Annotated in this window: 15 protein-coding genes; 4 read left to right on the plus strand and 11 right to left on the minus strand. The window is 68.6% G+C overall.

Going from position 1 to position 20,807, the window contains the following annotated elements; genetic code table 11:
- Positions 1 to 7: 7 nt before the first annotated feature.
- The 5 genes from tagF to tssJ are packed head-to-tail and all read right to left on the minus strand — an operon-like array spanning position 8 to position 7,645.
- Positions 8 to 793: a type VI secretion system-associated protein TagF gene (gene tagF / locus HWY45_RS09245; RefSeq protein ID WP_230947005.1), complete on the minus strand. Its 786-nt coding sequence runs from the start codon at positions 791 to 793 to the stop codon at positions 8 to 10.
- Positions 775 to 4,407, minus strand: a complete 3,633-nt coding sequence (gene tssM / locus HWY45_RS09250; protein ID WP_059885892.1) for a type VI secretion system membrane subunit TssM — start codon at positions 4,405 to 4,407, stop codon at positions 775 to 777. The genes tagF and tssM overlap by 19 nt, the downstream gene beginning before the upstream one ends.
- On the minus strand, positions 4,404 to 5,744 hold the full coding sequence (locus HWY45_RS09255) for a DotU family type VI secretion system protein (RefSeq protein ID WP_059885894.1): 1,341 nt from the start codon (positions 5,742 to 5,744) through the stop codon (positions 4,404 to 4,406). The genes tssM and HWY45_RS09255 overlap by 4 nt, the downstream gene beginning before the upstream one ends.
- A 15-nt stretch (positions 5,745 to 5,759) precedes the next feature.
- Positions 5,760 to 7,130, minus strand: a complete 1,371-nt coding sequence (gene tssK / locus HWY45_RS09260; RefSeq protein ID WP_059885896.1) for a type VI secretion system baseplate subunit TssK — start codon at positions 7,128 to 7,130, stop codon at positions 5,760 to 5,762.
- The gene (tssJ, locus tag HWY45_RS09265) at positions 7,127 to 7,645 is read right to left on the minus strand and encodes a type VI secretion system lipoprotein TssJ (RefSeq protein ID WP_059885898.1); all 519 of its coding nucleotides are present in this window, start codon (positions 7,643 to 7,645) and stop codon (positions 7,127 to 7,129) included. Before tssJ ends, tssK begins: the two co-directional genes overlap by 4 nt.
- Positions 7,646 to 8,240: 595 nt before the next feature.
- Between tssJ and HWY45_RS09270 the strand changes: the two genes are divergently transcribed.
- The 3 genes from HWY45_RS09270 to HWY45_RS09280 all read left to right on the plus strand — a co-directional run bounded on the left by HWY45_RS09270 (position 8,241) and on the right by HWY45_RS09280 (position 12,094).
- A complete protein-coding gene (locus HWY45_RS09270; RefSeq protein ID WP_059885900.1) occupies positions 8,241 to 8,627 on the plus strand; it encodes a TssQ family T6SS-associated lipoprotein in 387 nt (128 codons plus the stop codon).
- 50 nt (positions 8,628 to 8,677) lie between these two features.
- Complete coding sequence (gene tagH, locus HWY45_RS09275; RefSeq protein ID WP_059885902.1) at positions 8,678 to 10,054, plus strand: type VI secretion system-associated FHA domain protein TagH; 1,377 nt, start codon at positions 8,678 to 8,680, stop codon at positions 10,052 to 10,054.
- Positions 10,055 to 10,156: 102 nt separating this feature from the next.
- On the plus strand, positions 10,157 to 12,094 hold the full coding sequence (locus HWY45_RS09280) for an SMP-30/gluconolactonase/LRE family protein (protein ID WP_059885904.1): 1,938 nt from the start codon (positions 10,157 to 10,159) through the stop codon (positions 12,092 to 12,094).
- Here HWY45_RS09280 and HWY45_RS09285 read toward each other — a convergent pair.
- From HWY45_RS09285 to HWY45_RS09305, 5 genes are all read right to left on the minus strand, one after another.
- Positions 12,069 to 12,308 carry a hypothetical protein gene (locus HWY45_RS09285; RefSeq protein WP_059885906.1) on the minus strand — a complete coding sequence of 80 codons (240 nt, stop codon included), beginning with the start codon at positions 12,306 to 12,308 and terminating at the stop codon, positions 12,069 to 12,071. The two genes, HWY45_RS09280 and HWY45_RS09285, sit on opposite strands and share 26 nt — an antisense overlap.
- 2 nt (positions 12,309 to 12,310) lie before the next feature.
- On the minus strand, positions 12,311 to 12,886 hold the full coding sequence (locus tag HWY45_RS09290; protein WP_155631915.1) for a prolyl hydroxylase family protein: 576 nt from the start codon (positions 12,884 to 12,886) through the stop codon (positions 12,311 to 12,313).
- Positions 12,887 to 13,223: 337 nt separating this feature from the next.
- Positions 13,224 to 15,116: a S41 family peptidase gene (locus HWY45_RS09295; RefSeq protein ID WP_059885912.1), complete on the minus strand. Its 1,893-nt coding sequence runs from the start codon at positions 15,114 to 15,116 to the stop codon at positions 13,224 to 13,226.
- Positions 15,117 to 15,187: 71 nt separating this feature from the next.
- Positions 15,188 to 16,735, minus strand: coding sequence for an amidohydrolase family protein (locus HWY45_RS09300; RefSeq protein WP_150999209.1), 1,548 nt, complete (start codon positions 16,733 to 16,735; stop codon positions 15,188 to 15,190).
- 266 nt (positions 16,736 to 17,001) lie between these two features.
- Entirely contained in the window at positions 17,002 to 17,550 is a 549-nt protein-coding gene (locus HWY45_RS09305; RefSeq protein ID WP_059886203.1) for a universal stress protein, read from the minus strand.
- Positions 17,551 to 18,087: 537 nt separating this feature from the next.
- On the opposite strand from HWY45_RS09305, the gene HWY45_RS09310 reads away from it, so the two are divergent.
- Complete coding sequence (locus HWY45_RS09310; protein WP_059885914.1) at positions 18,088 to 19,137, plus strand: hypothetical protein; 1,050 nt, start codon at positions 18,088 to 18,090, stop codon at positions 19,135 to 19,137.
- An 84-nt stretch (positions 19,138 to 19,221) separates the two neighbouring features.
- Here the strand turns inward: HWY45_RS09310 and HWY45_RS09315 are convergent, their stop codons facing one another.
- Positions 19,222 to 20,667: an NAD-dependent succinate-semialdehyde dehydrogenase gene (locus tag HWY45_RS09315; RefSeq protein WP_059564046.1), complete on the minus strand. Its 1,446-nt coding sequence runs from the start codon at positions 20,665 to 20,667 to the stop codon at positions 19,222 to 19,224.
- Between the last annotated feature and the right edge of the window lie 140 nt (positions 20,668 to 20,807).

Below are 20,807 nucleotides of genomic sequence, written 5' to 3' on the forward strand. Positions count from 1 at the left end.
GCCGCCGCTACACGCCGCCGCCGAACAGCCGCAGGAACAGCGGGCCGTCCGGCGCGCCGGTGTGCGCGTGCGTGCGCAGCGGCGATCCGTCCGCGCGGTTGGTCCACCAGAAGCTCGTCGCGCCGTGCGGATCGAAATACCCGGACAGCCCCGGCCACGCGGGCGCGGCCGGTTGCTCCGACGGTGCCCGCGATACCTGCGATGCCTGCGATGCCTGCGATGCCTGCGATGCCTGCGATGCCTGCGATGCCTGCGATACCTGCGACACCTGCGACACCTGCGATACCTGCGCCGGCACATCGTCCAGCCCGGCGTCGCCCGGCACGAGCCGCACCTGCGCGAGCGCGGCCTCCAGATCGAGCGGCGCGCGCGCATGCCGGATCGCATCGAGCAGCGCGCTGCCGATCTGCCAGTAGAACGCGTCGGCGGCGTCCGGCAGCCCGCTCCAGTAATCGGCCGCGTGCATCGGCAGCGTGACGAGCACCGGGTAATAGCGCCCCACGCGGTCGCAGCTCGGCGCGACGCAGCCGGGCTGCACGCACGCCGCGCCGGCGCCCGCCGGGATCAGGAAATTCCACACCGGCGCGACCGTGTAGTAGCGCGCGATCTCGTCCGCGCCGCGCTGGCGCATCGCGGCCATCCCCTGCTGCAGCCAGCGCTCCCACCAGCCGGCGAGCGTGTGCGGCAAGCGGCGACTGACGAAATCGCCCGCGCCCGGAATCTTTCCGTACCAGGCCGGCGGTTCGCCGCCGAGCGTGCGCGCCGGCTGCGTGCTCATGGCTTCGGAGGGCATGCGAAGGACTCCATCTGGGCGAGCCTGAACGGGTTGCGGACGCTGCCGGTGCTCACCAGCAGCACGATCGGTTTGCCGTCCACCGAAAAGCGCGCGACCATCTGCTCGGCGCCGCGCCCGGCCGACACGCCCGCGCGATCGAACAGCCGGTGCAGCGCCCACGGCCCGTCGGTCGTGAAGCCGTCCGCCGCGCCCGCCTGCCCGGTGGTCTGCAAGCGCACCTGGTTGCTGCCGCGCGGGCCCGGCCACTGCACCGCGCTCGGCACGAGCGGCCCATGCGCATAGCGGACGATCTGGCCGTCGACGTCGAGCACCATCTCGGAGATCGACGGATCCATTTCGAGCGGCTGGATCTGCACCCGGAGCTGCGCGGCGCGCGCGCCGCCCGGGAAATACGCGTCGCGGATCACCGCGGCCTTCTCGAACGACACGAGCATCGCGGCCGCCGCCGGGTCCGCGTCCGCGTTGCGGTTCGCGAAGCGCCACGGATGCGACGTCGTGTCGACGATCGGCTGCAGGTTCTTCTGGAAGAAGTCGTCCATCAGGCCGCCCGGCGCGAACAGCTGCGCGAAGTCCGCCGGCGCGACGTCGCGCGACGCGCCGCGCGCGAACGGATAGCGGCCGTCGATCGCCTGCCGGCAGAAGTCGCCGACGTTCGTGCCGGCCCGCAGCGTGACGTTGCGCTGCTCGACGGTCGCAACGCTGCCGTTCGCGACGTTCGACAGCTCGTCGAGCACTTCCCGGAACGGCGTCGGCAGCCGCCCGGCCTGCGCGCGCAGCCGGGCCGGCGCATCGGACGGCGGCGGCTGCGCGCCGCTGCGCAATGCGTCGTCGGTCGCCATCAGGTACGTGTACAGCGCGTCGATCGCCTTCAGCACCGCGTCGAACGATGCGGCCTGGTCGCCGCTGCCCGGCGCGAACGCGCGCAGTGCGGCGAAATGGCCGTCGACAACCTGCTCGGGGCTCGCGGGCGCAGCCGCCGCCGCGCCGGTTTCGCCGCCCGGCTGGCCCGCGAAGATCTGCGCGAGCGAGCTGCGCGCCGCGTCGACCTTGTCCTGCGCGCGCGACGCGAGGTTGCGCGCGCCGCCCGGCGCATCGCCGAGCGCGGTGTCGCGCGCGAGCGCGACCATCAGCCGGGTCAGCGGCGAATCGGCCGACGACAGCGCGCGCGCCACCTGGATGCTCTGCGCGAGCGTCGCGGTGCGCTGCAGCCGGAGGTCGGCGAGATAGTCGTCCCAGGTCTTCAGGTAATCGTTCAGGTAAAGCTGGCGGATGTCGCGCACCCACGCGGCCGCCTCGCTCGCGCCCGGGATCTCCGACGCGCCGAGGTTCAGCACCCACACCTCCTCGCGGCCGTACGCGTCGACCGCGCCCGCGACGCGCGGCGCGAACACGTCGCGATAGCCGTTGCGCGTGTAGAGGCCCGGCACGCCTTCCGCGAGCGGCTTGCCGCTCTGGCGCCGGAACACGAGCGACGCGTCCGGGCCGACCGCGCGCGCGACGCTGAAGTCGTACGACGCGGCGTCCGCGCGCAGCGTGCGCGCGAGCTGCCGGTACAGCCGCTGCGAGAACGGCGCCTGCCGCAGCCGCTCGCGCACGTCGGCGACGAGCCGTTCGTTCATCGCGAACGGCGACACCACGACGCGGCTGCCGAACAGCGCGGCGAGATGCGCGCGCAGCGCCGTACGCTGGGCCGCCGAGAAGTCGGCCGGCAGCGCGCGTTCCATCTCCAGGTCGACGACGGCCTGCACGAACGCGGGATCGTAATGCGCGCTGTCGTACAGCATCAGGTATGCCTTCAGCGCCGCATACGCGTATTCGCTGTCGTCGGGCCGCGCGTCGCGCAGCGCCGCTTCCATCCGGCTCGCGGCGATCGGCAGCAGCACGTCGTCGAGCGCGCGCCGGTAGACGGCGTCCACCGCCTCGTCGATCTTCTCGCCCTGGAACAGGCCCCACCGATACGCGAGCGGCGGGTGCGCGAGATCGACGCCGCCCGCGTTCGCGAGGCCGCCGAGCGCATCGAGCACCGGCAGCAGCCGCGCGACGTCGGCGGCGCCCGCGAACGTCGCGCCGCCGATCTGCGCGTCGACGGCCGGCACGCGCGCCGCGACCTGGTCGAGATACGCGCGGTTGTTCGAATAGCTCTTCAGCCAGGCGACCAACATCGCGATGCACAGGAACGCGAGCGCCGCGTAGCCGCCGATCTGCAGCACGCGCCGCCGCTGATGCCAGCGCAGGTTGCTGCCCGCGAGCGCCGCCTCGCGGAAGATGTGATCCTGCAGCAGCGATTTCAGGAAGAAGCTGCGGCCGGTCGCGCCCGTCTGCGCGGTGGGCGGCACGCCCTCGATCTTCAGGAAGCGCTTGATGCCGCTCATCACGCGGTCGAACGCGGTGCCTTCCTGCGTGCCGCTCGTCAGGTACACGCCGCGCAGCATCGGCATCGGCTCGAAGCTCGACACCGAGAACACCTCGGCGACGAACTGGCCGAGCAGGTCCTGCAGGTCGGCGATCTGCTGCGGCAGCAGATAGCTCATCTCGCGCTGGCGCGCGTCCGTCTGCGACGCAAGCAGCTCGGGCAGCGCGTCGTTCAGCCGCCGGTGCAGCAGCGCATACTCGCGGTCGAACGCCGCGCGCAGGTCGAAACCGGACGCCTCGCTCTGCGCGAGCGGGAACGTGAAGCCCCACACCTGCGCGCACTCCGCGCGGCCGAAGCCGCCGAAATACTCGGCGAATCCAGCGAGAAGATCGGCCTTGGTGACGAGCAGGTACACCGGAAAACGGATGCCGAGCTGCGCACGCAATTCGAGCAGGCGCTTGCGCAGCACCATCGCATGCTGCGTGCGCTCGGCCTCCGACGCGCCGAGCAGGTCCGCGACGCTGATCGTCAGCATCGCGCCGTTCAGCGGCTGGCGCGCGCGGTATTTCTTCAGCAGGTCGACGAAGCCTTTCCACTCCGCCTCGTCGAGCGCGCGATTGCCTTCGTGCGTCGTGTAGCGGCCGGCGGTGTCGATCAGCACCGCGTCGTTCGTGAACCACCAGTCGCAATGCCGCGTGCCGCCCACGCCACGGATCGCCGCGCGGCCGAACTGCTCGGCGAGCGGGAAGCTGAGCCCCGAATTGACGAGCGCCGTCGTCTTGCCCGAGCCCGGCGCGCCGATGAACACATACCACGGCAACTGGTACAGGTACTGCCGCGACAGCCGCTCGAGCCAGCGCGACAGCCCCTTGCGCACGCCGTCGGCCTGGCCGAAGCGGACCTTCTTCAGCAGCGTCGCGGCCTCGTCGAAGCGGCTGCGCAATTCGTCGAGCTGCGCCTTCGCCGCATCGTCGGGCCCGGCGGCCGTGCGCGGCGCGGCTTCGCGCAACTGGTTCAGCAGTTGCGCGTTCAGCCGGCCGGCCCGCCAGCCGCGCCACGCGACTCGCGCGCCCCAGGCGGCGAACAGCGCGACGATCGTCAGCGCGCGCGCCCAGCCGCTTTCGAGCGGGCGGAACTCGGCGAACGCGACCAGCGGCCCCGCGAGCCACACGAAGCAGGCGAGCACGGCCAGCCCCGCGAAGGTCCAGATCTCGCGGGACGGCAACGGGCGGACGAAGCGCATCACGGCCTGGTTCATGGTCGGCGAACCTCCTGCGCGGCTGCCGCGGCTGCCGCGGCGTCGCCGCCGGGCGCGGGCATCAGCGTGATCTCGACGCGGCGGTTGCGCGCGCGGTTCGCGGGCGTATCGTTCGGCACGACCGGATCGAGCGTGCCGCGCCCCTCCGCCGCGAGCCGCTCCGGGCGGTCGAGCCGCGCCGCGAGCAGGCCGCGCACCGCTTCCGCGCGCTCGCGCGACAGGTCCCAGTTCGACGCGAAGCGGGCCGTGTGCACCGGCGTGTCGTCGGTGAAGCCGCTCACGCGGACGTTGCCGGGCACCTTGTTCAGCGCGTCCGCGACCCGCGCCAGCACCGGCGCGTAGCGGTCGATCACCGACGTCGAGCCCGACTGGAACAGGCCGTCGCCGCGCAGCACGATCACGCTGCGGTCCGCGTCGTCGCGCACCGACACGAGCCCCGCCGCGATCTCCGGCTCGAGGAACTTCGCGATGCGCGGCGCGGGCGCGGGGCGCGGCGCCGGTTGCGCGGGCTGCAGCTTCGGCAGGTGCAGCGCGTCGATCGACGCGAACAGCCGGTCGGAATGCCCGGCGAGCGCGATCCGCAGGCCCGCGAACACGCCGAAGCCGACCAGCAGCGCGAGCGCCGCGCACACCCACAGCGGCACCGTGAAGCGCCGCGTGACGTCGCGCGTGACGACGTCGCGCCAGTGCGGCGACAGCGCCGCATCGAATTCGCCGCGCACCGAGCGGATCGTCTGCGCGAGCTGGCGCCGCAGCGCGTCGAGCTGCGCATGGCCGTTGTCGAGCACGCGATAGCGGCCTTCGAAGCCGAGCGCGAGGCAGAAGTACAGCAGCTCCAGCAGGTCGAGGTGCTGGCGCGGCTGCTGCGACAGCCGCTCGAGCAGATGGAAGAACTTCTCGCCGCCCCAGGTCTCGTTGTGGAACGACACGAGCAGGCTGTGCGACGACCACACGCTGCCGCCCCATGGCGTGAGCGCGGCGGCCTCGTCGAGCGCCGTGCACAGGCAGTAGCGCGCGCCGATGATCGCCTCGGACGCGACGCCCGCCTCCTGCGCGCGCGCCTCGAACTGGCGGATCTCGACGACGAGATGCTCGCGCAGCCACGCCGGGTTCGGGTGATGGACGGTCGAGCGGATCTGCGGCACGAGGTTGAGCAGCGGGTTCGCGGCGGCGACGAGCGGGTTCGAGCCGCTCGCCGCCCAGCGGCCGGGCCGCGGCTGCGGCTGGGTCGTGGCGGGCCCGGCCGCGCCCGCCGTGGCCGCCGCGTGCATGCCGCCGGGGTTCGGCGGCACGAAGCCGCCCGCGCCGCCGGAAATCGAATCGGGAGAGGTATTCATCGCGCGCGCCCGCCGCTATCCGCGGATCGCCCAGAACTCCATCGAGAGTCCCGGGAATTCGCCGGCCAGATGCAGCGCGAGACCGCCGGAGCGCGCGAGCTGCTTCCACAGCTCGCCGCCCTTGTCGAGCTCGAAGTACGCGTGGCCCGCGTGATACGGAATCTGCCGTGGCGCGACCGGCAACTGGCGCAGCGCGATGCCCGGCAGTTGCAGTTGCACGAGATCGCGGATGCGTTCGACCGGCCCGAGCTTCGCCTGCGCGGGGAACCGCTGGCGCAGGCTGTCGGCCGGCACGTCGGCGCGCACCGCGAGCACGAAGCCCGCCGTGTCGCGCAGCGACGGATCGGCGAGCGTCGCGACCCGCATCCCGTTGCCGGCGTCGCGCAGCTCGATCTGGATCGCGTTCTGTTCGAGCACCGTCGACAGCGAGCGGCGCAGCTCGGCCATCAGTTCGCCGAAACTCGCGCGCAGGTCGTCGTGCCGATAGATCGCGAGCGCCTGCGGGCGCCGGCCCGCCGCGGTGAACGTGCTCAGGTCGCACGCGAGCTTCAGCCAGTCGCGGAACAGCGCCTCCGGGTGCGTGGCGACGTCCTGCTGCGCATGCCAGGTGAGCGCCAGGTAGCGGTTGACGAGTTGCAGCAGCAGGAAATCCGCGACCTCCGACACGCCGCCGCGCCCCGGCTCCGACAGGCGCGCCGCGAGCGCCTCGCTGCGCTGCACGAGCAGCCCGTGCAGCTCGCGCGCGTGCCGCAGCAGCACCGGATCGCGCTGCGCGACGAGCCGCGGCGGGATATAGCCGTCGTCGACGAGCAGCCGCCCGTCGGTGCGGCGCTCGACGATCCGCGCGACGCCGAGCGCGTGCCAGTCGCCCGTCAGTTCCGCGTCGAGCATCAGCCGCACGTTGAGGCGGCCGGTCTGCAGCAGCGCGGGGCCGAGCGCGACCGCGTTGGCGTCGGCGATCTCGTGTTCGCGCACGACGTAGCGCGCGACGTCCGCGTCGCCGTCGCCGCCGAACGACACCTCCTCCGCGCCGCCGCGCCAGTGCGGCAGCGCGAGCACGACGAGCGCGTCCTTAGCGTCGGCGGGCACGTCGAACGGCACCGGCAATGCATCCGGATGCGACAGCTCGAACGGCGTGCCGTCGCGCATCACGCCCGACGCGGCGCGCAGCGCGACCTTGCCGAGCGCGAGCAGTTCGCGGTCGAGCGCCAGCGCGTCGAATCCCCACCAGCACCCTTGCAGCGGCAGGCAGCGCAGCGCGACGTACTGTTCCCAGTGCCGTTCGAGCTGCTGGAAATGCTGCGGCCGCAGGAACATGCCTTCGGTCCACACCACGCGCTGACGCAGGGCCGCGACGGGCGTCGCGGACAACGACGGTTCGTTCATGGGCGCCCCCGCGCATCGCCGTCGAGCCCGAGGCCGCCGTTGCGCACCGCAATCGACAGCTTCAGCTCGCCCGGCGACGTCTGCCAGAACTTGTAGACATTGAGCTGCTTCGCGCGCGGCAGCGGCACCGTGAGCCGCCAGCGATTCTTCTCGAGCACGCGGTATTCGGCGACGACGCCGAGCGCGCCCGCATCGACGTGGCCGCGATAGTGCAGCGTGCGCGCATCGCCGGGCCGCAGGATGATCCGGTCGACGCCGAGCAGGTCCGCGCCGAGCACGCTCTCCGGCTTGTCCTGCAGCGAGAAGAAGTCGGCGCTCTCGAATGCCGCGGCGGACTTGAGCTGGAACACCTTCAGCACGATCGGCGACGGCTTGCGGTTCAGGTCCGGGTTGACGTCCGGCGCGACGTCGACCGTGATCGCATACGGCACCGCGGCGGCACGCTCCGTCGCGCCGCAGCCCGGGAGCAGCAGCGCGCATCCCAGCACGATGAAACCACCGTACCGCCGTCGCATAGTCGATCCTCGCAGCGCAAACGCTCTCCCCGGTTTCCCGAAAGCGGAATCCGGATCGACCGTTGAATCAGGGACGATTATTCATTCGGTAATGATGTAACCCACCACTCCTTTCATTTATTTTTCATCCGGCAATTTATTCGCTAAAAAGCCGGGTCGAATCACGCGTCATTTACCGATCGATTGAATTGGGTAAACAGTCAATGATTCAACGAATGCCGATTTAATTTCGCCAGGGCGCGCGCCATCCCGTCGTCCGAACGGACGCAAACTGCTGCCCGCCGGCCTTGACGCCGGCGGAAGCATGGGACACGGGTGACGTGCCAAGCTGTTCATGCCGCCGGAATAAACGGCCCGCTTTTACGCACCGGAATGAGCGCTGCAAAACAACTGACGAAACCCAAAAGCACACCGAACTATAGGTCGATTTTCCGGATTCACAAGCGCATTCCGGGCGCGGCCCGCCATACATCGAGAATTAATTGTTTCAAGTTGAAACGAAACGTAACAAGCGAAGATCGTCGGATTATTGGCACTAGAATCCAACAGCATCGCACGTCACGCATCCCATTCAACCGAATTCGTCCAATCGAGCATGAAAGGCAGATCGTCGCTGGTTGTTTTCCTCGGCGTCCTGTTGCTGGGGCTGGGCGGCTGCGGCACGCCCCCGGCCCAGTCGGCCGCGCGCGCCACGCTCGACAGCGCGCGCACGGCCTACGATACCGGCGACTACGCGCGCACGATCGCGATCCTCAACCGCGCGCACGACATCGACGGCGCCGACACCGACACGCAGGTCGCCGCGCACAAGCTGCTCGCGTTCAGCTACTGCGTGACGAACCGCGTCGCGACCTGCCGCGCCGAGTTCGTGAAGATCCTCGCGCTCAATCCGCGTTTCGACCTGTCCCCCGCCGAGAAGGGGCATCCGATCTGGGGGCCCGCGTTCGAGGCGGCGCGCCGCAAGCATGCATCGTCATCCTGAACGAACCGGTTTCCCAGCGAACGCACCATCCAAATCGAGCGACGCATGACATGCAATTGATCGTGATCGAACATGCCGGCGAACCGGTCGGCAACGGCCATTTCGACGCCGTGGTGTTTCGCCCGCCGGGCGGCACCATCGGCCGCGACAGCGACAATCACCTCGTGCTGCGCGACGACTCCCGGCAGGTTTCGCGCCTGCAGGCGCTGCTGCAGGTCGGCGACGATGCGTGCCTGCTGAAGAACCTGAGCAGCGTATCGACCATCGAGGTGAACCGCGAACCGATCGGGTATGCGCAGGAACGGCCGTTGCGGGACGGTGACATCGTCCGGATCGGCCCGTACGTGCTGCGCGCGGAACGCGAGGCGGCCGCGCGGCCGACCGTCGACATGCCGTCCGGGCCGCACGCCGACCCGAAAGGTGCCGGCAACCGGCTGTGGGGCCTGCTGCAGGACCGCTTCGCGCGCGGCAAGGCGCCTGGCGATGCCGCGCCGCGTGGCACGCGCGCTGCTGCAGACGCCGAACGGCCCGCGGGCCGCGCCAACGCGCCGCAACACGCGCCCGCGCCGCACGACCTGCATCACCTGTCGACCGATCCGCTCGACCTGTTCGCGCAACCGTCGAGCGATGCGCCCTCGCCGGCCGACGCCGGCCACGACACCGCACGCGATTCGGCCCCGCCCGCCTTCGCGCACGTCACGCAGGCCGACCATGCGCCCGAATGGACGCAGCACATGCGCGTGCAACCGGCATCGACGCGCCCCGACGACGACGCATCGCGCACGGCGGATGCGCCACCCGCCGCGCACGTGCCGCAATCCGCGGCGCCCGATGAACTGTTGCGTGCATTCTTCGAAGGCGCGGGACTCGACGCCGCCGCCGAGCCGCACGAATGGTCGGCCGAGCAGCTATTCATCGCCGGCCAGTTGCTCGCGCTGTTCGCGAACGGCACGGTGGAACTGCTGTCGTCGCGCAGCATCCTGAAGCGCGAGGTGAAGGCGCACATGACGATGCTGCTCGACCGCGAGAACAATCCGCTGAAACTGCTGCCGGACGGCGGCGCGGTGTTGCGGCAGATGTTCGGGCTGCCGCTGCCGGGCTTCATGTCGCCGCAGAGCGCGGTGAGCGATGCGTTCCAGGATCTGCACGCGCACCAGATCGGCATGGTCGCCGGCATGCGCGCTGCGCTGATGGACCTGCTCACGCGCTTCTCGCCGCAGCGCCTGCGCGAACGCGACGACGCGCCGCCGTGGTATGCGAAGCGCGTGCCGGTGCTGTACAAGGCGCGGCTGTGGGATCGCTACGCGGCGACGCATCGCGACACGGTGTTCGCGATCGAAGACGATTTCGCATCGGTGTTCGGCAAGGCGTTCCTCGCCGCCTACGACGCGGAAGTGGAAAGTTATCGCGGGCGCAGCCGGCATTGAGCGGCCGCGCGACGCATGCGCGTCCTGTCACATGCCGACGGTATGCTGGACGTCATGCATCGACTCATGTGAATGATTGCCCCATTCAGGAGCCCATCGGACATGGCGGGAAAAAAACGAATGCATGCCGTGCTGCTCGCCGCAGCGCTCGCGACGATCATGCCCGCGAGCCATGCGGCGCCCAACACCACCGACTGGATCGCGAACACCTACGGCACGCTCGACGCGCACGTCGGCAACACCGCGCGCGCGATGTGGGTCGCGCCCGAAGGCGTGATCTATACGGCGTCGATGTGGGATGAATACGAGGGCGGCGTCGCGATCTACCAGAACCGCAAGAGCCTCGGCTCGATCGGCACGCATGCGGAATTCCAGGGCAGCGCGATCACGGGCAACGCCGCGTCGATCTTCGTCGCGCTGCAAGCCGGCAAGGGCTACGGCACCGGCGCGGTGGGACGCTACAACCGCGCCACCAGGGCGCGCGACCTGCTCATTCAGGTCAGCGCGTCGACCAACCAGCCGCGGGTGGACGTCGTCACCGGGCTCGCCACGGCAGGCGCGTTGCTCTATGCGAGCGATTTCTACGGCAACCGCGTGCGGGTCTTCACCACCGCCGGCGTATGGCAGCGGGACCTTGGCGTGTCGAGCCCCGGCGCGCTCGCCGTGGACGGCGCAGGCAACGTGTGGGTCGCGCAGAAAAGCGCGGGCACGATCGTCGGCTTCGGCCCGTCCGGCACGCCGCTGAACACGATCCGGATGCCCGCCGGGTCGCAGCCGTCGGCGCTCTATTTCGAGGCGTCGTCGCAGCAGTTGCTGGTCGGCGACGAAGGCCCCGACATGAACATCAAGCGCTACACGGTATCGGGCACGCCGGCGCTGGCCGGCACCTTCGGCGTACGGGGCGGTTATCTCGACGCCACGACGGGCATCAAAGGCCAGGTCGGCGCGCAGCGCTTCACCCGCGTCGCCGGCATCGGCAAGGACGCGGCCGGCAACCTCTACGTGCTCAACAACCCGTGGGGCGGCAGCTGGGATCTCGGCCGCAACGGCGCCACCGACATTCACGCGTACAACAGCGCCGGCAACCTGCAGTGGACGCTGCAGTCGCTCAACTTCGAGGGCATCGCCGCGCCGGACCCGGTCACGGACGGCGCGCTGTTCTATGGCGGCACGCACATCTACGGCGGCACCGCGGGCGGCACCTTCGTCGCGAACACCGTCGACCCGTTCACATACCCGTCGGACCCGCGCATCGACATGAACGACGTGCAGCGCGACGAGCATTTCGGGCTGCTCACGTCGGTCGGCGCGCACCGGATTCTCGTGGCGGCCGGCCAGAACCCGCCGATCTACTACTTTTTCCATTTCAACGCGGCGAACGGCTACATCGCCATTCCGGATGCGTCGATTCCGGGGCCTGCGTTCAATACGAACCTGCGCGTCTCGAGCGGATTCAGCCTCGACAGCAAGGGGGACGTTTGGGCCGGCCTCGACAAGACCGGTTCGATCTATCACTACCCGTTGACCGGTTTCGACGCGAACGGCAAGCCGTCATGGGAGCCTGGCGTGCCGACGCCCGTTCCCGCGAGCGTCCAGCCGCTGACGCGCATCATCTACCTCGCGGACAGCGACACGATGGTGCTCGGCCAGGGCATCGTCGGCAGCAACGACTGGACTGCGATCGGCACGCGGATCGAGGTGTATCACGGCTGGCGCGCGGGCAACACCACCGCGCCCGATCCGGTGATCACGCTGCCCGCGACCGGCGCGAAGTCGATCGACGCGGCCGGCAACCATCTGTTCGTCGGCTACTGGTTCGGCGGCAACGTGCCCGCCCGGCCGAACGTCGACGCATTCAACCTCACCACCGGCAACCTCGACGCCACGCTGGTCAACACCAGCAGCAGCACCGTGGATACCAGCAGCGCGATCGATGCGATGTACAGCATCCGGGCCTACCGACGGTCGACGGGCGAGTACGTGGTGACGAAGAACCACGTGAAGGGCAACAGCATCAACGTTTATCGCTGGACGCCGTGAACGATGGGTCGAAATAGGACGTGATCGGAGAGACGCCGGAAAGCGAAGAAGACGCGGCGATGTACGAATCAGGGCGAACCAGGATCATTTGATTCGCATACGGGTTCGTCTCGTCGCGAATCCGGATCACTTTGAAGAATGCCGGCAGATCCGTTGTCGCGTGACGGTCGCTGAAGACGAGTTCTGCAGTGCGGTACCGGGCGGCCCGGTACATCGTTAGCTGTCGATGCCGTTGATCTGCTCGGTGTAAAAAAGGTCCGTGCGCAGCACATACTTCTCGCCTGAATTGACCGACCTGCCTTCGTGCCATACGCGATGCTCGAAAAGGAGCGCATCCCCCGCGCGTGGCGAAATCGGTTGATAGGCCCACTGCTCACGCGGACCATAGGGCATCAGTACCGTTTCCCCGCCATCGGCGTCATTGAGATAGAAAAGCACGGTAACGAGACTTTCGTTCTGCTCGCCCTGGTGTGACCCGTCCCGATGGGGCTTGAAATACTGCCCCACCCGATAGCGGTAAAAGCGAAAATGGCTGCCCGTCGCCACATAGCGCATCCCGTCCAGCAGACGAGGAAAGCCATTTCCCATCGCTTTAAGAAGATGGGCTTCGAGTCGTGTCGCGAGTTCAGGATTGTCCCATTCGAGCCGATCGTTGTTGCGCACGGACTCCCGGCGCTGTATCTCGCCATAGAGGTTGACCGGCGCCGCTTCGAAAGCCCGCTGGCGCGCGTACTCGAGCAACTCGGCACACAGATTGGTTGGAAGTGCTTCAGGCAGGTGTTGGATGAACATTGGGAACTGGAATCCACTATTGGAGGGCAGTCGCCCCCATTTCACGAAAGCCGTATCAGCCTCAAACTGCGCGCCCCAAGGAAGCTGAAAGCGCGCCCGGCTGTCCTTGACCCTCGTGCGGAGCAGGACAGGCAGACGCGGCAGATCGGGAAGCCCGAGACTCGAGCCTATGTCGATGACGCCAGTTGGCAGTATCCGCGGCAATCGGCAGAGGCTCGTCTGCTCGATACTGCCAGCATGTGCAAGAAGTAGGTGCGAATGTCGCGGGCCCCCGAGTGCCGGCAGACAAGCACTATACCCGCACGATAGCCGTAACCTGTCGTGACCTCCCGAGACGCTATGCGATCGGCACCCGGCGGCGCTGAGCCACGACGCCGGCCCGCCTGCCTACGAGTTCGAGCATCCTGCCGGCCGTCGGGCGAACGATCTTCAAGACCCCGTCCACGATCGGGCGCACCGCTTCAACCGGCCTGCCGTCGACGTATACCTCGAGCTCGTCGAGTCCGGCCGTCGTCACGATCACGTCGGACTTCGCGAGCGCCACCTGCAGCCTGGTTCGCGGTGCGCCCGCCAGCACCTGCGCGCAGTAGTCGATCAGGTCCGCATTGCCCTCCAGGACATCGCGCTTCGTCATCGCATACGGAATGCCGGCGACGCCCAGATCCTCGATGGGCACGCCGGCGGCATCGCCGCAGCGCACCGCCCGGCGAAACGCCATCGTGAAGCTCACGCCGTCGGGGAGCCGGGGAAGCTCGAACTCCGTGCCTTCCAGCGCGTCGGCCAGATCCTGGCTCGTCCAGACGTTCGCGCCGCCTGCGCCCGTCGCCTGGCCGACGCACACGAGCGCCCCGATCTCGTTGTCCACGAAGCCGGCGCAAAACAGATCGCCCGACGAATACGTATTCGCATCGGCCACGCAAACGACCGGGCCGCCATAGCGCTGCCCCACGTCGTCGCACCACGACGGATCGGTGATGGGCAGCGCTTGCGAATACGCCTCCCCCGTCGAGATGGCCGACTCGAGCGACGCGATCCACGGCTCGAGCTCCATCCGGTTGAAGGCGCTCCTCGCCATCGCGCGGGTCAGCGGCGTGGCCGCGAGGCTGAACCGCGTCGGCGACACCTTGTTCGGCGTGAACAGCTGCAGCACGCGCTCCGCCGCCCAGATGAGGCCGCCGGGGTTGCCGCGGACGTCGACGACGAGGCCGACGTCGGGCAATTGCTCCAGCAGGCGCGTCACTTCGGCGATGAACGCCTCGTGGTCTTCGACATCGAATGTCCAGATGCGCAGGTAGCCGATGTCGCCCAGCGCCTTCGTCCGGACCAGCCTCGCGGACAGCGCGTCGGGAAAACGCGTCCTGAGCCAGCCGGCCTCCCGCGCCATCTCCCGACGCTGGTTCTCGGCCCGCCACTGCCTGCCGGAGAACATCAGCTTCTTGGCCCGCCGAACCTGCTCGGCGGCGGGACTCACGGCGACGCGGAGCGCCGCGTGCGCGCCCGGGCGCACACCGCCGGCGGCCCGGCCGGGCCAGACGATGCGCCACGGTATGCGCACCTCTCGCAGCGGCTTGCCGGCGCGCTCCCGGTAGCCGATGTCCACCCACATCTCGTCCGGAGGCGGGCCGTACTGCAGCGAGCGGAACGTCAGCGACTCGAGCGCGCGGGCGAGCCTGGCGTCCGGCCGCCCGCCCGTTTCCCGATCGGCATGGATGGCAACGGCGCGCTCGAACGGCACGCCGTTCCAGGTCTCGAGGCACACGCCGGGCCTGAACCCGGGGTCCTTGACGAGCGCGGTGCGTCCGACTTTCGTGACGAGAAACGACGGCGCATCGCTCCGGCCGCACTGCTCGACCAGGAAGGGAAGCCGCGCGACGGCGTCCGCGAGCGACTTCGGCCCCGCGTAGACGGTGTGGGCGTCACGCAGGTCGACGATGATGCCGGTCACGATCATGTGGAATTCCGCCTCGCTCATGTCCGCGGCATGCGTGCGCAGCAACTGGAGCGCCTGCACCGGATCGTTCGCGTAGCCGGCGCGTTTTTGCAGCAGGTGGCAATACGCGCCGCCGATGGCGGTCAGCAGGACGTCGACCACGACTTCCCGGTCGGAGGCGTCCAGGTGCCCGTCGGCCGCCGACGGCACCTTTGCGTGGCTCACTTTCAGCAGGCTGGCCCGCTCGCTCAGCAGTTCGCCCGTCTGCGCCTTCAGTAACGACGGTGTCTTGATTGCCATGGTTGTCCTGTATGGGCGGTTGGGCATATCGGCGCCGCGCCGCTCGCGACGAACGCGTCGACGTGATCGACTCACGAATAGAACTTGCCCAGCCCGTCGAGCAGTCCGCCGTGGAAACCCCTGCCCTTGATGGACGCGAAGAAAGCCGCGTCGTGTTCGAGCGGCTGAATCGGCGGAACGACGATTTCGCCGAGATCCTTGGGCAGGCCGCCGATGGGCACCTTCCCCGTCGGCATGTCGAGGGCCAGCCGCAAACGCGGCGCGTCATTCGTCGTACGGCTCGCAGCGAACGCGTTCCTGGCGGCGTCGATCGCCTTCTTCGGGTCGGCCCGCACCTGCTCCATCCGGGCCAGCACATCCTGGAAGGCCCAGGGCTGAGACGCGTTCTCCGACTTCGCCATCGACAGGGTTCGCTTCGTTCCGGCAATGTCCAGGCGCGACGGGAACGTTGCCTTCGCCGCCTTCATGAGATCCGGGTTTCCGTACAGCGGACGGCCGCCGACCACAACCAGCCGGATGTCTTTCTCGGTGGCCGCGAGCACCGTCGAAAACGGCTCCGCCGCCTGGCCGGCCTGGATGATCACGACATCGCCGAGCGCTTCCGGCTGCAGGCGCCCGGCCTGGACGGACCAGGGGCCGACGAGCGCGTCCCCGGGCACGCAGGTGATCATCCGCACGAGGTCGAACGGCGCGAGCTTCCATCCGTTGCGCTTGCTCACCAGCGCCGCGACCTTGACCTCCCCGAGCACGTTGCGGGTTCCCGACGGCCCCCAGTCGGAGCCGATGCACACCGGGATCTTCCGCGCCAGCGCGGACGGAACGTCGGTCGTGCTGCCATAGAGCCAGAGGTTCGAGAACGGCGACCAGACGATCGTGCCGGGCTCGGTCCACGCGTCGTAGTCGCCCGGGTTGACGGCGTTCGTGTGGATCGCGACCAGCCCCGGTTGCAGGCAGCCGCACTTGCGTGCGCTTTGGTACTCGCTTTCGACGATGGAGTTCACCTGGCCTTCCGCGCAGTGGTAGATGAAGCTGGCGCCCGCCTTCATCTGCGCGGACCGCTTCGCCAGCATCTCCGGCTTGAGCGTGAGCGTCGATGCCAGTACCCGGTTCGACGAGACATTCCCGCCGAAGGTCTCGTCCTCGACATTGCGCACCAGCCAGCCGCCCAGCGGACGATTCTTCGGCGGCGAGCCCTGAATGCTGGTCGTACCGCCAATCAGCGCCCGCACCTCGGCATAGGCCAGGAGCTCGCGGGGCGCCGCTTCGATGAACGCATACGCCGGCCAGGTGATGTCGCCGGCGTAGGTCCTGGCCGACGGCCAGGCGTCGTGATGCAGGAACGGCTGCGTGCGGCCGGGCTCGGTCCAGAGCGGCAAGGTCGCGTACGCAAGGTGGCTGTGCAGGTCGATGAAGCCCGGCAGAACCAGACTGCTTCCCACGTCGACCACGGCCGCCCTGTCGAAGCCGTTCCCGGGGCCGGGCGCATTGCCGCGCGTGACGCGCTCGATTCGTCCGTCGTCGCCGATCCACACCTTGCCCTGGAAGGCGTCCTTCTCGGATGATGCGACGTGGCCGTCGCGCGTGAGGGGAACGATGCGACCGGAGATCACGAGACTCACGACTCCTCCTTGGCGCCAGGCGCCCCGGTTGAACGAAGTGTGCGAAATCTTGTTGCGTCGGCATCCAACCGTGCGGCCGGTCTGGAACCACGACCTCAATTGTCAGTGTTGTAGTGGATTCCGAATGGAACATCAACTTCGTCCGGGCCATTCGATCGGACCGGACATGAACGCCTCGCCACGAGGATCTTCGCCGGGCGGGCCGACGGCAACAGCACGCACGGGCCCGCGACAAGCGGGCCCGTGCGAATCGCCTTCCCCCGGATTCACAGCGAAACGAACGGCCGAATTGATGACTGCGACGATGCATCCTTCGTTGCGCCCGCCGTCTCCTCGCTGTGTGGCTGAGGCGCTGTCGATGTCTGGACCGTCCGGACAGTCCGGACCACCAGCACGGGGATGCTGCAATGCGTGAGCACTTTCTGGGTCTCGCTGCCGATCAGCAGGCCACGTACCCCGCTGCGGCCGTGGGACGCCATGACGACGAGGTCGCACCCCCGCTGCGCGGCAATGTTGATGATGGCTTCATAGGGGCGGTCGTGCGTGACCGCCACGGTCTCGCAGGCGACGCCCGCCTCTGCGGCGGCGACGCTCACTGTCGCGAGATAGGCTTCGGCATGTTGCCGGACGACCTGAATGAACCGCTCTTTCGAGTCGCCGAGCATTTCCGATTCGTATGTGAGAACGTGAAATTCCGGCATCACGTGCACTGCGGTGACAGCAGCTTGATGCTCCTTGGCGAGGGCGACCGCCATCTGGATCGCCGCAACGGAAAGATCCGATCCGTCGGTCGGTACGAGCAGGTGCTTGAACATGGACTTCTCCACCGGGCAGGCTCGCCCCAACTGCTGTCCCGCGTAAAGCCCGCCGCCTGAGCCGGGACGACTGCTTCAAGTATAGTCAGCCGAATGTAATGCGGCGGTGCATCCGGCGCCCGGAGGCGGCCGTTCGCACGCAGAAGAACGCCGCCGCCCCGGTGGTCGCGGGCGGCGGCGCACTCTCGCTGCGGGTCAGCTTCGATGCTTTCCGTGTTTTTAGGGAATCAGCTACGCGGCTCACGTGCCCGAAGCAGGTCATCAAGCTTTCGTTCGACGCGCAAGTTGGTGCAGCCGACCACGGCCGTCTCGCGCCGCAGGCCGCACGCCAAACGAGGCGTGACTCACGCACGGCGCCCCTCCATTCCTCGGGCAGGTCACAACAGCTCACCCCGAGCGTCCCTTCCTCCTGTGTCCTTCATCCCATGACGTCAAGCAGCGCTTTCGGCCCATAGGCCGTCTGCGTGCGCCTGCTTATCGTCGACACATGCCCACTCGCGGGCCCTCTCCCATCCACGAAATCACTGGAGCGCGTTCATGGATATCGATCGTCACCGTATCGGCGGCACCCTGGGGATCGCCGCATGTTCGTTTGCCGCCGCACTTTCCTTTGCCACGCACGCGCAGGGGGCGACCGCCTGCTATGCCGTCGACATGCGCGGAGCGCCGCTCTACGTGACGTCGGATGTGTTGCGCGAAGGCGCGCTCAGGGTCGCAAACGCGCGCGTCCTCGCCGCCGGGAATACGCCGTTGACGCCGGTAACGCCCCCGCCCGACCCGAAACGTTGCGACGGGGCGAACGATCACCTTCCTGCGGCGGGTCCCGGCACCCTCAACTACTTCGGCAATGTCGTGGGTCCGTTGAAGTTCCTGCGGCTCGCGGCCTATCAATGCGCGGGAGCGGGAAACCAGAGTCAGTTCTTCTCGATGAACCAGGCCATTTATTATCGCCAGTGCGGGGGCGGGCAATACTCGAACTACATTCACTTCTGGGGACGCTCGAACGGGAACCCGAGCACGTGTTTCGCCAGCGACTACCCGACGATGTTCGCCAAGGCCGCCAAAGACAGGAAGCCGGCGGACCTGCTCAAGGCGATGAAGACGGTTTACTCGGGCGGCCTGAGCGGAATCGCCGCGAACGATCAGGCGCTCGGCAACGCGATGGCGGCGATCCTGATCGCCGAAAGCAATCGCGACTATCTCGTCAATCTCGAGAACTACATGCTGATGGACCTGGCCGACTTGAAGAAGGCCACGCCGGAGGAAATCATCGGGGGCCACTGCGTGCCGAATGCCGGCTCCTGCCAGAACCGCCGCGAGTCGCAGAACGGCAAGCACCCGATCGCGTGGGGCGGCGCACAGGAAACCATGATGGTGAACGGTTGGGGCCAGGCGGCAGGTGCCAATAGCCCCTTCGGCATGGCATTCGAAGGCAATCTGTCGGCCGAATGGGCAGTCGCGAAAGGAAAGGTCGCAAACGCGAAGATCGCCCAATGTGGCGCTGTTCCGCCAGCCTACGGAAATCTGCCTCCCGACCAGCAGCGCGCGGTGAGAGGCGTCTTTGAGGGCATTTTGCCGACCCGCTGAGGTTCGCCACAGGTCAACGCGCCCCCCAAAAAAACCGCCGCCCCGGTACGCGGAAGCGGCGGCCTCACTGCGCTCAACCCGTCGTCAAACCGCCATCACCGTCACCGACTTCGTCACGAGATACGGCTCGAGCGCCTCCGGCCCGCCTTCCGACCCATAGCCCGAATCCTTCACGCCGCCGAACGGCATTTCCGGCCACGGCGTTGCCGGCTGGTTGATCCACAGCATCCCCACTTCCAGGCGCTGCGTGAGCAGGTGGACGTTCGCGAACGCGCGCGTGAACGCATAGCCCGCGAGACCGTACGGCAGGCGGTTCGCTTCCGCGATCGCGTCCTCGAGACGGTCGAAGCCGCGGATCGCCGCGACCGGGCCGAACGGTTCATTGTTGAACACGTCCGCCTCGAGCGGCACGTCGGCCAGCACGGTCGGCGCGAAGAAGTTGCCTTCCGTGCCGATCCGCTCGCCGCCCGTCTCCACCCGTGCGCCCACCGCGCGCGCGTTCTCGACGACCGACGTCATCGCGGCGATCCGGCGCGTGTTCGCGAGCGCGCCGAGCGTCGTGCCTTCTTCCAGCCCGTTGCCGACCTTCAGCCCTTCGGCATGCTTGACCAGCGCGCGCGTGAATTCGTCGCGGATGCTGTTGTGCACGAGGAAGCGCGTCGGCGAAATGCACACCTGCCCCGCGTTGCGGAATTTCGCGCCGCCGGCGGCCTTCACCGCGAGCGCGACGTCCGCGTCCTCGGCGACGATCACCGGCGCATGGCCGCCGAGCTCCATCGTCGCGCGCTTCATGTGCAGGCCCGCGAGCGCGGCGAGCTGCTTGCCGACCGGCGTCGAGCCCGTGAACGTCACCTTGCGGATCACCGGATGCGGGATCAGGTAGCCGGAAATCTCGGCCGGATCGCCGAATACGAGGCCGATCACACCGGCCGGCACGCCCGCGTCGACGAACGCGCGCAGCAGCGCGGCCGGCGACGCCGGGGTTTCCTCCGGTGCCTTCACGAGGAACGAGCAGCCGGTCGCGAGCGCGGCGCTCAGCTTGCGCACCACCTGGTTGACCGGGAAATTCCACGGCGTGAACGCGGCGACCGGGCCGACCGGCTCCTTCACGACCGTCTGCTGCGCGCCGAGGTTGCGCGGCGGCACGATCCGGCCGTACACGCGCCGGCCTTCGTCGGCGAACCATTCGATGATGTCCGCCGCCGACAGCACTTCGGCGCGCGCCTCGACGAGCGGCTTGCCCTGCTCCTGCGTCATCAGCTGCGCGATCGCGTCCGCGCGTTCGCGCACCAGCGCGGCCGCCTTGCGCATCGTCGCCGCGCGCTCGTGCGCGGGCACCCGGCGCCATTGCTCGAAGCCGCGCTGCGCAGCGGCCAGCGCGCGGTCGAGATCGGCGATGCCCGCATGGGCCACCTTGCCGATCACCTTGCCGGTCGCCGGGTTGACGACGTCGATCGTCTTGCCGCTCGCCGCGTCGCGCCACTCGCCGTCGATCAGGAGCTGCGTATCCGTATAAGTCACGTTAGCCATCCAGACACCTCTGCTTTGCGTCAAAAATGCGCGCCGGCTCGCGAACGAGGGCGCACCGGTGAACCGGGCCGCCGCCGGCGCGCGATGCGCGCCGCGGCAGCCTCGTCGGCAGGCAGCATACCCGCCTTTCGACTTTCATG

The sequence above is a fragment of the Burkholderia stagnalis genome, from assembly GCF_902830275.1.
Lineage (GTDB): Bacteria > Pseudomonadota > Gammaproteobacteria > Burkholderiales > Burkholderiaceae > Burkholderia > Burkholderia stagnalis.

What these genes read in the sequence shown, in the direction of transcription:
- tagF (WP_230947005.1), bottom strand. Translation starts at nt 793, where the DNA reads ATGCCCTCCGAAGCCATGAGCACGCAGCCGGCGCGCACGCTCGGCGGC.
- tssM (WP_059885892.1), bottom strand. Translation starts at nt 4,407, where the DNA reads ATGAACCAGGCCGTGATGCGCTTCGTCCGCCCGTTGCCGTCCCGCGAG.
- HWY45_RS09255 (WP_059885894.1), bottom strand. Translation starts at nt 5,744, where the DNA reads ATGAATACCTCTCCCGATTCGATTTCCGGCGGCGCGGGCGGCTTCGTG.
- tssK (WP_059885896.1), bottom strand. Translation starts at nt 7,130, where the DNA reads ATGAACGAACCGTCGTTGTCCGCGACGCCCGTCGCGGCCCTGCGTCAG.
- tssJ (WP_059885898.1), bottom strand. Translation starts at nt 7,645, where the DNA reads ATGCGACGGCGGTACGGTGGTTTCATCGTGCTGGGATGCGCGCTGCTG.
- HWY45_RS09270 (WP_059885900.1), top strand. Translation starts at nt 8,241, where the DNA reads ATGAAAGGCAGATCGTCGCTGGTTGTTTTCCTCGGCGTCCTGTTGCTG.
- tagH (WP_059885902.1), top strand. Translation starts at nt 8,678, where the DNA reads ATGCAATTGATCGTGATCGAACATGCCGGCGAACCGGTCGGCAACGGC.
- HWY45_RS09280 (WP_059885904.1), top strand. Translation starts at nt 10,157, where the DNA reads ATGGCGGGAAAAAAACGAATGCATGCCGTGCTGCTCGCCGCAGCGCTC.
- HWY45_RS09285 (WP_059885906.1), bottom strand. Translation starts at nt 12,308, where the DNA reads ATGTACCGGGCCGCCCGGTACCGCACTGCAGAACTCGTCTTCAGCGAC.
- HWY45_RS09290 (WP_155631915.1), bottom strand. Translation starts at nt 12,886, where the DNA reads ATGTTCATCCAACACCTGCCTGAAGCACTTCCAACCAATCTGTGTGCC.
- HWY45_RS09295 (WP_059885912.1), bottom strand. Translation starts at nt 15,116, where the DNA reads ATGGCAATCAAGACACCGTCGTTACTGAAGGCGCAGACGGGCGAACTG.
- HWY45_RS09305 (WP_059886203.1), bottom strand. Translation starts at nt 17,550, where the DNA reads ATGTTCAAGCACCTGCTCGTACCGACCGACGGATCGGATCTTTCCGTT.
- HWY45_RS09310 (WP_059885914.1), top strand. Translation starts at nt 18,088, where the DNA reads ATGGATATCGATCGTCACCGTATCGGCGGCACCCTGGGGATCGCCGCA.
- HWY45_RS09315 (WP_059564046.1), bottom strand. Translation starts at nt 20,667, where the DNA reads ATGGCTAACGTGACTTATACGGATACGCAGCTCCTGATCGACGGCGAG.